Annotated in this window: 10 protein-coding genes; 3 read left to right on the top strand and 7 right to left on the bottom strand. The window is 59.9% G+C overall.

Going from position 1 to position 12,070, the window contains the following annotated elements:
- Nucleotides 1–14: 14 nt before the first annotated feature.
- From VQ02_RS37240 to VQ02_RS17870, 6 genes are all read right to left on the bottom strand, one after another.
- Nucleotides 15–434, bottom strand: a complete 420-nt coding sequence (locus VQ02_RS37240) for a hypothetical protein (RefSeq protein WP_157080681.1) — start codon at nt 432–434, stop codon at nt 15–17.
- A gap of 246 nt (nt 435–680) precedes the next feature.
- Nucleotides 681–2,384, bottom strand: a complete 1,704-nt coding sequence (locus VQ02_RS35785; RefSeq protein ID WP_083469289.1) for a TadE/TadG family type IV pilus assembly protein — start codon at nt 2,382–2,384, stop codon at nt 681–683.
- Complete coding sequence (locus tag VQ02_RS17875) at nt 2,368–2,757, bottom strand: hypothetical protein (protein WP_245239773.1); 390 nt, start codon at nt 2,755–2,757, stop codon at nt 2,368–2,370. The genes VQ02_RS35785 and VQ02_RS17875 overlap by 17 nt, the downstream gene beginning before the upstream one ends.
- Entirely contained in the window at nt 2,757–2,975 is a 219-nt protein-coding gene (locus VQ02_RS39250; protein WP_245239772.1) for a TadE/TadG family type IV pilus assembly protein, read from the bottom strand. The genes VQ02_RS17875 and VQ02_RS39250 overlap by 1 nt, the downstream gene beginning before the upstream one ends.
- Nucleotides 2,969–3,715, bottom strand: coding sequence for a TadE/TadG family type IV pilus assembly protein (locus VQ02_RS35780; RefSeq protein WP_232389506.1), 747 nt, complete (start codon nt 3,713–3,715; stop codon nt 2,969–2,971). Before VQ02_RS35780 ends, VQ02_RS39250 begins: the two co-directional genes overlap by 7 nt.
- Before the next feature lie 442 nt (nt 3,716–4,157).
- On the bottom strand, nt 4,158–6,818 hold the full coding sequence (locus VQ02_RS17870) for an MHYT domain-containing protein (protein ID WP_048445556.1): 2,661 nt from the start codon (nt 6,816–6,818) through the stop codon (nt 4,158–4,160).
- A 1,567-nt stretch (nt 6,819–8,385) separates the two neighbouring features.
- Between VQ02_RS17870 and VQ02_RS17860 the strand changes: the two genes are divergently transcribed.
- Both VQ02_RS17860 and VQ02_RS17855 read left to right on the top strand, forming a co-directional pair.
- Nucleotides 8,386–9,858 carry a methyl-accepting chemotaxis protein gene (locus VQ02_RS17860; RefSeq protein ID WP_048445554.1) on the top strand — a complete coding sequence of 491 codons (1,473 nt, stop codon included), beginning with the start codon at nt 8,386–8,388 and terminating at the stop codon, nt 9,856–9,858.
- Nucleotides 9,859–10,027: 169 nt separating this feature from the next.
- The gene (locus VQ02_RS17855; protein ID WP_048445553.1) at nt 10,028–10,816 is read left to right on the top strand and encodes an EAL domain-containing protein; all 789 of its coding nucleotides are present in this window, start codon (nt 10,028–10,030) and stop codon (nt 10,814–10,816) included.
- A gap of 32 nt (nt 10,817–10,848) precedes the next feature.
- Here VQ02_RS17855 and VQ02_RS17850 read toward each other — a convergent pair whose 3' ends face one another.
- Entirely contained in the window at nt 10,849–11,322 is a 474-nt protein-coding gene (locus VQ02_RS17850; RefSeq protein WP_048445552.1) for a PAS domain-containing protein, read from the bottom strand.
- 227 nt (nt 11,323–11,549) lie between these two features.
- On the opposite strand from VQ02_RS17850, the gene VQ02_RS17845 reads away from it, so the two are divergent.
- On the top strand, nt 11,550–12,002 hold the full coding sequence (locus tag VQ02_RS17845) for a BLUF domain-containing protein (RefSeq protein ID WP_048445551.1): 453 nt from the start codon (nt 11,550–11,552) through the stop codon (nt 12,000–12,002).
- Nucleotides 12,003–12,070: the final 68 nt, after the last annotated feature.

The following is a 12,070-nucleotide window of genomic DNA, read 5'->3' as shown; positions in this document are numbered from 1 at the left end:
TGATTGGGACTCGACTATACTATGACAGCATTTTTTATGGTTGTACGCTGCTTTTCATATTGAGATCGCCATTCAGAATTGAGCATATCGTTGAATACGCTATTGTGCTTCTGTAAAAGTCGAGCAAATTCAGCGGCATGATTGCACCCAAAAGTACTCTGTTCCACTGCAAGGCGGAAGCGGATATTTCGCTCTTCTATGTCAAGGCTATCTATGCGGTCAATGTTCTGTTGTGTGATTTGTTGCCTAAATGCATTGTATTTATTGCTATCGTTTTGACTTTTCTCATCATCATGGTTCGCGCCCACTTTGTATTCTGGAGCGTTATTATTTATTTTATCAAATTGTGTGCGAATAAAATGTGATACGCCTGCGGCCGCGAATTCTTTGAGACGGTTAAGTTCATTTTGTTCTGAGTTAACCTGCTTTGACATGATGGGTCTCACAAAAATTGGCCTACACAACGCCACAGTGGACGATATTATGTAATATATATTGCATAGATTGCATAAAATAATATGTTTGTTCTCAACGCTACGGATATAATCTGAAGTGGCTCCGTACATATCGTCGTCAAACAACAGGATCATGGAATTATCAAAGTCTCATTCTAGCATGATTATATTCGTATAAATTTGTAAAATCATGCTATAATTCTTAATACACAAATACGTATTTTATTATTTTGTCAGCCGCAACTTGCCGATATTTGCGGCTATCTGGTTGAACGCCGCGATGAGGCTGCCAGAGTCATTAGCCTGGAAATACTGGCTTGGAGATGATGCACAGTCCTTGAGTAGGTTTATGCCCTGCTGATCAATCGGATCCGACGAAACGCTGAATCCGATCGTATAGATCGTGATGTTGGCCGGACTTGCCTTGGCATTCGTACAACCTTGCCGCGTTAACTCGTCAAGGGCTTTACGCGCTTGAGTGCCGTTCGCTACGTTCTGGTAGCTTGACGGAAAATGAATGTCTGGATCACTGCCGTCGACGTTAATAAAATATCGATTTGACGAGAAAATCGATCTATTGTACGAAGAACTATTATCTAACCAAGTATTGGCGCCATCAGTCATTAAAACTATTATCTTACCGACTGTGTCGCTGCCGTACGATGTTCCGTCTGCAAAAACGCTTTTCGGAGAGATCGTGCGCCAGCCCCACATCAGCCCCTCATGAATGTTGGTAATGCCAGCGGCTACCATATTTTCTATTAGTGTATTAAGTACCACACTATCTCTCGTCAGGCGTTGTAGTGGCTGAGTCGTGCAGCCGAAATTTGGTCCGTTCTTTCCTAGCTCTGCTATCACAGCACCAACTTTAGGGTTGCGCACAGTGTTGTACTTGCAGGCGCGCCCCTCAGCGATCGCGAATGAAGTGTTGGAGGCTAGTTTCGGGCAGGATCCGCTCGTTGACCCGTCATCGTCATCGATATAGCTGTTAATGCTGTAGCTGCCGTTCCAATACGAGTTACCGACCAAGCCAGGACCACCTTCATCCGGTGCCAAGTACGGCATGTAGAGCGACGCATTGCCGTTAGTAGACATGTCGGTCACATTCTGAGGGTAAGGCAGCGACTCGAAGCAGCCGGCCCATTTCCAACTCGGCACAGCAGCCTGGAGCTTCGCATATACATCGAACCGGCTAGTGAACCCCGCTGCTGCCATACCGGAAAAATTTCCCCAGTGATAAGGTGATTGCCCCTGTGTATCAACCCAACTCGAGTAGCGGTACGTATTCGGATCGACCGCTACCGAAGCAGAAAAGGGAATGATAGCAATCTTTGTACCTGCGGCAAAACTAGGATTACTGAGCACATAGCTGACAAATTTCTTAGCAGCATTTTTAAGGGCAGTCAGCTTGGTAACACCGTCGTTACCAGCACTATTCATAGACCCAGTATTGTCAAGGACGATCGCAATTTCGAATGCCTTTGGGACGGGTGTGGCGCATTGCGCTTGCGCACTGAGGTTGAGTGAACGAGTGCCGGTAATTGTACCGAAAAATGCAGTCGAAATCTTGCGGGTTTTCAAAAAAATTTGACGCGGGTTGCTGGTAATCGTCAGAGGGTCGACGACGAGGCCGGCGGCGCCCATTTGGCCGGTCATCGCCGACACGGCGAGCGCGTTGAGTTCTGTGCTTGTCGCAGTCAGGGGCGTCTGGCACAACAGGATCGCGGCTGCGTCGGTCGCAGCCTGCAACTTGGTCTCAAGCCGCGTCGCCATACCGTAATCGAGGGCTGCGCCGGACATCATTAGCATCGGCAGAAGCAGGAAGGCAAACAAAATCGTGATGTTGCCATCCTGATGACCCAGGAAGCGATCCCAGAGGCGTGAACGCGGTCGCGGCGTCGTAGCTGAACAGTCAGGGTGCTGAACCATCGCAGGTCTTCTGGTTTGTGCCAGGTAGGACGATCTCGGCGAAGGTGTTGGTGCCATAGGTCTGACCGCCCCGTATCGGCCATGGGACGCTCGCCGACAATGTGATTTTGTCACTGACGCCATTAACGAATTTGACCAAAGCTCCGCCGAGTATCGGCTTGTAGCTTCCGCTGACCTCAACCAGGACGTAACGCATGCCCTGGGTGCGGTAGCCGTCTGGCACTATCAGGTCGGTAGCCGGGCCGACCGCCCGGGCGCTTGCGCTCGCCGAGGCTGTCGACGAGCAGACTTGCGGTACGAGGTTGAGCCGCGTGATATCGACGCCCATCGCGCTCACCGCGACCGTCACGCCAGAGGCATCGAACGGGCGCATCACCTGCGGGGCGATGGCGTGGCGGTAAGTGGGTTCTGAGCGTCACCCTGCGAAGCGAGGTCGGCAACAGTGCGGGCGAGCAGCGTGATCTTGCGCCACATGTCGGTGGCACGGGACAGCTCCAGCATGCCGGCAAGCATCATCAGCAGGACGGGCAGCAGCATGGCGAATTCGATCGCGGCAGTACCGCGTCGGTCTCTGAAGAAGGGCCTCAGCACGCAGCAGCTCCCGTCATCTGGTAAGGCTCGGTGCGGAAGACAGCTGTCGAGGTTAGTAGACTGAACCCGTTTTCGGCGCCGCTAGTGAACTGCCGGGTGTCGAGGCCGAGAAGGTTGAAGAAAGTTGGGAAGGGGACTGCGGCTGTGACCATCACGATCGTTCCCGGCTTAGCACAGGCGTAGTTCGTTCCAAAACTAGAGGTCCAGGTGCCGGAACTGGTATTGATTGGCTTCGGCGGGGTGGCTCCCGCGAAACTGTTGACGGTACTTACGTCGAATTTTACATTGCGGCAGTTGAACACCACCGGAGTCGTTGCTGTGGTAGGGCCGCACATCGTAGTCTTTAGAAGGCTAAGCAAGGTCGCGGCGTCAGTTTGACTGGCATTCGCGAGCTGAAACTGTCCAGTGAAGATCGTGCGCACGGTGTTCTGAAGGGCGCGTTCGAAATTTTGGGCGGCCCAGATCTGGAAAGCGACTTGTAAGATCGCTCCGACGAGACCAAGGAATGGCATCGCCACGATCGCGAATTCGACTGCCACGCTCCCCCGGCAATCGGTGATGAAGATGCCGCCAGCCGCGCATTCAGAGTGCTTTACACTCGATCGTGTGCGGCACTGATCCGGCTGTCGATCTACCGATAAACAAACAAAGTTGGCCGGTTGTTTAATGAATTTGCCGATCAAGAGAAGTCGTGAGAAGAACAAAGTCTGAAAAAATGCGGATTGTAAGCTCGGCATCATGATCTATCGCACATTAATTAAATTATCATTTTAAGATATGTTAATACGAAAAAATTTAAAGATAAGTAAACGATAAACTTTTTGCATGCCCACATCGAGCAAATTGTGGACAATCATAGCTTGCCAACAGCGGCGCAGCTTAGCGATGAATTTGGTGTACGTGTATGCGTTACCAGAGAATGTCGTGGTTCACCTCTTCTTGTGGCCTATAATTAGGATCATCACCTTCGATTGCTACGGCACGCTCGTGCAGTGATATGAGATGTTATACCCTCGCGCCTTGGCATTGACGGGTCGACGCCAAGGCGTCCGGCGCACCAGCGCCGACGCCCGTTCGGGCTTAGCCAGCTCCTTCGCCCGGACCATCGACCATCGTCGGTTCGCCCCGCTTTGCCGCCGTCGAGGGCCGGCATGTCGGCGATGCCTGTCGAGAGAGTGCCTCTCATCGTCGCGGCAGCTCGTCCTGCAGGACCACCTCCTCGGCATCCGCGTGGCGATTGTCGAGCTTGCGCAGCTCGGTGGCGATGTCCTGCAGGCTGGCCTCGCCCTTGCGCAGGACCCGGTCGGCCTCGGACAGGCGATCGCGTTCCGCCGCGGTGATGCTGCGGGCGCTGAGCACCACCACGGGGACATCGGCGCAGCCGGGCAGGCCCCGCAACCGGTCGAGGAACGAGAACCCGTCCATCACCGGCATGGTCAGGTCGAGGAGCACGAGCCGCGGCACGCCGCGTCGGACCTCGTCGAGTGCCTCGTGCCCGTCCCCGGCCTCGCGGACGGTCCAGCCGTTGCGCTCCAGAACCGTCCGGAGGCGGTGGCGCATGTCGGTGTCATCGTCGACCACGAGGACATCGCCGTCCGCGGTCCGGAACTGGTCCAGGATCGTTCGAATGCGCGTCCAGTCCACCGGCTTCGGCACGGCCTCGACCGCTCCGAGAGAGGCGCCGAGCGACGCGTCGGCGACGAAGCTGACCATGATCACCGGGATGCCGGCGGTCTCCGGCGTCGCCTTCAGGGCGGCGAGCACCGACCAGCCGTCCATCTCCGGCATCATCACGTCGAGGAGGATCGCCCGCGGCTGGAGCGACGTCGCGAGATCGAGGCCGGTACGCCCGTCCCCGGCGGTGCGGACGGCGAAACGCTGGCGTTCGAGGAACCGGGTCATCAGCTCGCGCTGGCTCGCTTCGTCGTCGATCACCAAAACGAGGTCGTTCGACGTCGCCTGGTTCTCAGGAGCTGCCAGCGCCGCTTCGCCGGCCCGCTCCGGAGCGACTGCCGGAACGCGAAGGGTAAAGCGCGTGCCCTCGCCCTCGACGCTCTCGACCGTGATGTCGCCGCCGAGCAGCTGGGCGAAGGCGCGGCTGAGCGCCAGCCCGAGGCCGGTCCCGCCGTAGTTGCGCGTCGTGCTCTCGTCGGCCTGGGTGAAGCGCTCGAACAGGCGGCCGACCTGCTCCGGGCTCATGCCGATGCCGGTATCCTGGACCGTGAACCAGAGCCATTCGCCATGCCCGTCGCTCTCGCGGCCGGCTCGGAGGGTGATGGTCCCTCTCTCGGTGAACTTCGTCGCGTTCGAGAGCAGGTTGAACAGGCACTGGCGTAGCTTCACCGCGTCCGTCCGCGCCCGCCCGGCATCGCCGACGACGTCGAGGACCAGGACGTTGCCCTTCTTCGCCACGAGGGCGTCGACGGTGCCCGCGGCATCGGTGACGAAGGCGGCGACGTCGATGTCCTCGGCGTAGAGTTCCATCTTCTCGGCCTCGACCTTCGACAGGTCGAGCACGTCGTTGATCAGGCCGAGCAGATGCTGGGCGTTCGACTTGATCTTGCCCAGGTCCTTCAAGAGGCTGTCCTGCCCGAGATCCTCGGCCTCTTCCTCCAGCATCTCCGAGTAGCCGATGACCGCCGAGAGCGGCGTGCGCAGCTCATGGCTCATGTTGGCGAGGAAGCGGCTCTTGGCGCGGCTGTGCTCCTCGGCGGCATCCCGCGCCTCCCTCAGGGCCGTCTCGTAGGCGTGGCGCCCGGTCACGTCCGTGTGCACGCCGACCCACTCCCGGACCGCCCCGTCGGCATCGCGCACGGGGACGGCGCGTACGGAATAGTGCCGCCATGACCCGTGCGGCGAGCGGACTCGGTGCTCGACGACGTAGGGCGTCCCGCTCCGGACCGCCTCGCCCCAGACGCGCCGCGTCTCGGCCAGGTCCTCCGGATGGATCGCGGCCGACCAGCCGCCGCCGCGGTACTCGTCGAAGGTCTGGCCGGAGACCGTCTCCCAGCCGGGCTGCTCCTCGACGAGGTTGCCGGCGGCGTCGGCCGTCCACATCACCCCGTCCACCGCCCGCACGGCTGCGCGGAAGCGCTCCTCGCTGACGTGCAGGCGCCGTTGCGCTCGGCGCTGGTCGAAGGAACTCGCCACCATGGCGAGGAACAGGACGACGAAGGTTACGCCGGCCACCGCCAGGGCCAGGTTCTGCTGGTTCACGCCGAGCGCGGCCGCGTGCGCGGAGTGAGCGCCCGCCTCCTCGGCGGTGAAGGTCGCCGCCGCCATGCCGGTGTAGTGCATCCCGGCAACCGCGAGCCCCATCACGCCCGCCGCGGCGAGCTTCTGCCACGGCGTATTGCGGCGAAACGTCAGCCACAGGGCGGCGGTCGCTGCCGTGACCGCGATGGCGACGGAGGCCGCGACGATGGCCGGATCGTAGGCGAGGTTGCCCGGCACCCGCATCGCGGCCATGCCGGTATAGTGCATCGCCGCCACCCCGAGGCCCATCAGCGGCCCTGCGACCAGCAGCGACGGGACGTCGGTGCCTCGGCGCGCGACCCAGGTGAGGGCGGCGGCCGTCGAGCCGATGGCGATGAACAGGGACAGGAGGGTCGGGCCGAGATCGTAGGCGGCGGGCATTCCCATCTCGAAGGCCAGCATGCCGATGAAGTGCATCGACCAGATGCCGCCGCCCATGGCGACCGCCGCACCCGCGCCCCAGACCCAGCGCGGCCCGGCGTCCCGACTCCGGACCCGGGCGCCGAGGTCGAGCGCGGCGTAGGACGCGAACACCGCGATGACGATGGAGAGTGCCACGAAGGCGGGGTCGTAGCCGGTATGGACCATGGAATTTCCGCTGGGGTACGACGAGGCCAGCCCACGGACATGCATCGGCGCTGGATCGGACGCCTCTTCGTGAACGCGATATCGGTGCGTCATGCTAACTGGGGCGCGGGTTCATGCCCTCAAGATGGCTCGGACGCAAATCCGCCCCAACGGGTGCCCGGACCATCAGCAGCGACGCTCACGTCGCGGACTTCCATACCGCGGGGTTTCGGCAGGCGGCCGAACACGCTGCCCGGCATCGTCTCCTCGCGAGAGCCTGATCGACTGGCCGGGCCGAATTCATACGAGATCCTGTACTTGAGCCGATCGATTGCTTCGCGATGCGGATTTCGGCTTCGCTCAGGCGTGTGGAGCCGTCGGCTCCACCGCGCGGGCTCGTGATACCGTTTCCGGCAAGTCCGTCCGAAGGCGCGGCGATATTACTGCGCGAGATCGCGGCGACGCTGGCGACGCATGGGCGGGATGAGGCAGCACAACGGCACGACCGACGCTTGACCATCCCCTACCAGAGTGACGAGCCGGCCGGCGCGGTGCAAGGTCGAGCATGACCCGGGCGCGCCTTTCCGGCAGTCCGGCTCTACTGTGCTGGTTTGCACAGGCATGCTCCGTACAGGAACACCGGCGTCAGACGAGGCGTTGAGCTGCCTCAAGCTCGATCACCCCTCGCAAGTCGCTACCTCCAGTCTACATCATGCCCAACGCCCGCACCATCGGGGCACTCGTCAGGAGTGGGATCGTCACGGACGCGCAGGTGGATGCAGCTGCCTTGGCCTACCTGGCCGGGCCAACTGCGGGTTCGTGCAAGATGGCGCCCGGGATCTTCCTCGACGTTGCCGCGGCCGTTGAGGAGAACCAATGGGCTAGGATTTTCGTCACAGTGCCAGGCTTCTCGTTCGAGCAGAGGCGGATGGCAGTCCGAACGGCCATCCTGCTGGCGCGGCCTGGGTAACTCTCGCAGGCCGTCACCTTGCAACCCGCACACCAGCCCCTCCGAGCAATTCAGTGCGTGAGATGTGGTTTGGTTTTTTCTTCTATTTGTCATTTATGTGTTCTATATTGAAACTCCAGTAGTCCCTAGTGGTCAGTCCAAATGTATCATAACCGAAGGAGGGCAGCACGAAAAAGTCTCTCTCGGCGGCCGCCGGCGAGGATAAAGGTGTGAACGAAGGAGATCTGTTGGCTGTCAACGGGAAGGCACCAGAGTGGTTCCTATTCAATTCAACCTGGTGCCCGTGTACCTATTTCAAGGTATAAGAGCAAACCCGAACTCTTCGCATCATGGATCCTGTGACTCCAATCGGTCGTGAAGGGGTTCCACGGATTCCGAGCTTGGCAGTTTAACCGTTAGTAGTTTTGTTCTATTTAAAACCCCTTTTGTTCCAAATCGAGATAAGTCGAACACTGCCACGTCCAGCGATTTGAAACACGACCAAGTCACATGATGTAACCTCAAAGACATAAGATTGTCCAGGGATGCCGCAGAGCAGATTTAACTGTTGTTTTAATCTCAGCCAATAAACATCCCGCTTCTCGCAGCGCTATTGTCGCTGCAGGCGAGGACGCGTCCATGTCACTGTTTCGGTCCGGGCTGCGCGCCCTCATCGACGCTATCAATCGCTCGCGGGCATGCCTCGAACTCAGCCTCGACGGCACCATCCAGAACGCCAACAGGAACTTTCTCGCGCTCGTCGGCTACAGCCTAGAGGAGCTGGTCGGCAAGTCGCACAGCATGCTAGTGCCCACTGCCGAGCGCGAGGGTACTAAGGCGGAGGCGTTCTGGGCCAGTCTGCGCGCAGGCGAGCCGCAGACTCGCGAGTTCAAGCGACTCGCTAAAGGCGGCCAGGAGATCTGGGTCCTCGCCTCTTACAATCCTGTGCTCGGGCGCAATGGCAAACCGATGCACATCGTTGTCTACGCATCTGACATCACAGCGCAGAAGACGCGCAGCATTGACACTGAGGGACAGGTTGCAGCTCTGCATCGCTCGCAAGCCGTGATTGCCTTCACTCCGGACGGCACCATCCTTGATGCCAACACCAATTTCCTCTCTGTTGTCGCCTATGAGCTGAATAAGATCCAGGGCCAGCACCACCGGATTTTCGTCGATCCAGTGGAGCGAGAGAGCGCAGCCTATCGCGAGTTTTGGGCCGCGCTTGGTCGCGGCGAGTATCAGGCCGGCGAGTACCGGCGCCTCGCTAAGGGCAACCGCGAGGTGTTCATCCAGGCCACCTACAACCCGATCCGTGACGATGACGGGCGCCTGGTCAAAGTGGTGAAGTTCGCCACCGACGTGACAGGGCAGGTGCATGAACGCCGGCGCCGCGCTGAGAAAGCTCACGCCATCAGCGAGGACCTGAACGCGATCAGCGAGGCTGTGCACGGTGTGACGACACAAACGGTGGCCGCTGCCCGCACAGTCCACCAGGTCTCTAGCGACATTCAGGCTGTGGCCTCGGGCGCGGAAGAGTTGTCCGCCTCCGTGTCCGAGATCAGCCATCAGGTGCAGCACGCCTCGCAGATCGCCGCGCAGGCCGTCACGCAGGCGCAGGAGACCGGCACGATCGTGTCGGGCCTGAGCCAGCAAGCCTCGCGCATCGGCGAGGTGGTTGCCTTGATCCAGGCTATCGCGAGCCAAACGAACTTGCTGGCGCTGAACGCCACCATTGAGGCGGCACGCGCGGGCGAGGCCGGGCGCGGCTTTGCGGTGGTGGCTCAGGAGGTCAAGCAGCTCGCCGAGCAGACCAGCAAGGCGACCGACCAAATCCGGCAGCAGATTGGCGCGACACAAGGGGCGACCCAGCAGGCAGTCGACGCAATCCGCGCGATCCAGGGCACGATCCGCACCCTCGATCAGGTCGCGACGGCGATTGCTGCGGCGGTCGAGGAGCAGGCGGCGGTCACGCACGAGATGTCAGCCTCGATGCAAACCGCCTCGCGCGGGGCCAACAGCCTGGCCGGGAGCATGGAGGCGATCGCCCAGGCAGCGGAGCAGGTTGACCGCTCCACGGCTAACGTGCGGGAGGCATCTGCAGCGGCCTGAAGGTTTGACAACGGCGTGCCACAACGGGATCCGCTGGCGTCGAGATCTCGGCGCTGGTTGCTCAATTCACGACGTCCGCGAGGCGCCGATCGCACACGCGGGCCTGAAACTTCGCAGAAGCTTTACTCCCGGCCAGTAGCGTTGCCGTGCAACGGCAGAGGCTACGACGATGAGCAAAACGGGATGTCAGGGCTGCAGGGATGGCGCGCCCCTACCGTTCGGCTTCACAATGGCTTTTCAGCCGATCATTGATGTCTCCCGCGACAGAGTCTGGGGCTATGAAGCCTTGGTTCGGGGAGAAGCAGGCGAGGGTGCGGGTTGGGTCCTCGGACAGGTCAACGAGAGCAACCGCTACAAGTTCGATCAGGCCTGTCGCGTGCGCGCGATCGAACTCGCCGGAGCCTTGTTCCCTGATACAGAGACCAGGTTATCTATCAACTTCATGCCCAATGCCGTCTACGAGCCGGCTGCCTGTATCCGCGCGACGCTGGAAGCGGCACGCCGCGTTGGTTTTTCTCACCAGCAAATCATGTTCGAGTTCACCGAGAACGAGCGCATGGCCGATGTGGGCCATGTGCAGCGGATCATCACAGAGTACCGCAAGCACGGGTTCTCGACCGCGCTAGATGACTTCGGTGCAGGCTACGCCGGATTAAACTTGCTTGCGAGCTTCCAGCCCGACCTGATCAAGCTGGACATGGAATTGATCCGTGGTGTTGCTCAGTCGCCGGCGCGTCAGATCATCATCGCCTGCGTGACCACCATGGCGAGGGAGCTGGGCGTGACGGTGCTGGCCGAGGGCGTCGAGACCGAGGCCGAACTGATGGCGCTGCGCGCGGCGGGCATCGACTTGTTTCAGGGCTACCTGTTCGCCAAGCCAGCACTCGCGGCTCTGCCCGCTGTTCGGTGTATGAGTGACAGCGTCTCCGTTACAGCCGTGGAGCCGCAGGCGGCTTGAAGCTGTCGCTCGCATCGAAAGGTACACGCCTCTCAAGCAAAGAGGGCGGGCGCACCACACATCCCGCCCACATCGAAGGTCTCAGGAACGATAGGGCGGTAGCGTCCATGTGGGTCGCGCGACGGCCTGCCTCGACGGCGCACCACCTCTCGCTCAAACGCGAGAAACGCTAGGGGCTTGCCACCTCCGTCGAGGATCGGCCGCACGTCGATCTCACACAGGTAGGCTTCACCCGAGCTGCGGTAGTTCTGCAGAACGCCATGAAACCGGCCTTCTGCGCGTAGTTTGCGTGCGATCATGCGGGTTTGCTGCATGCTGGTCCCCGGTCCCTGTAACAGCCTGGGCGAGGCTCCGAGCATCTCCGCAGCGGCGTAACCGCTCATGCGTGCGAACGCCGGATTGGTGTAAAGGATCGTTGGGCCAGGACGCTCCAGATCAATGTCGGTCATGACGATCGCCGTGCTGAGCGGCTCAGCGAACAGCCTGACGAGATCTACAATGGTCACAGCCCGGCGCCTCCTGTCGCACGAATTTAGGTAATTCAGAATTCGTTAAGTCTTTCTTTCCAGAACGAGTTCCGTCGCGCCTGACACCTAGGGTCTTATTCATATATTATTAGTAGGTTGTCGAGCATATTCCGACAGTCAAGTGTAAGGGACCACCACGTAAATGGCGTTGGCCACACTGTATCACTTGATAATCAGCCCGACATCAGTAGCAAGGCACCAAGTCGATGATCCACCAGCTCGTCTACTACAGCCGCAACACGGTGTCGGGTGGCGACCGCGCCATGCTGACGAACATGCGCGAGATCCTCTCCGTGTCTCAGCGCAACAACAGCCGCGATGGGATCACGGGCTTCCTGATCTTTGACAAAACCTGGTTCGTGCAGGTCCTGGAGGGCGAGCGCGCCAAGGTGATGGAGACTTACAACCGGATCGGTTGGGATAATCGGCACTCGGCAGCAACGATCATTAATGTACGTGACGTTCAGGGCAGGCTGTTTCCGAACTGGACCATGGGTGGGGCGATGCGCACGCCCGAGGTACAGGAAGTCTACCTGCAGCACGGGTTCGGCGGTCCGCTGGAGCCTAGCCGCCTCAAGTCTGAGCAGATCATTGGCCTCGCGCTGGATCTCCAAGAATTTGAGGTGAGCCGTCGTCAGGGACAAAAGCTCGCCAGTTGACGTAAGGTCTCCCATCGTGAATTCGCCGTAGCTCTGCCCTGCGGGGCGGGGCTTCGCGCGGTCCAGCA

The organism is Methylobacterium variabile (assembly GCF_001043975.1).
Lineage (GTDB): Bacteria > Pseudomonadota > Alphaproteobacteria > Rhizobiales > Beijerinckiaceae > Methylobacterium > Methylobacterium variabile.
This window is presented reverse-complemented; position numbering and strand designations above follow the sequence as displayed.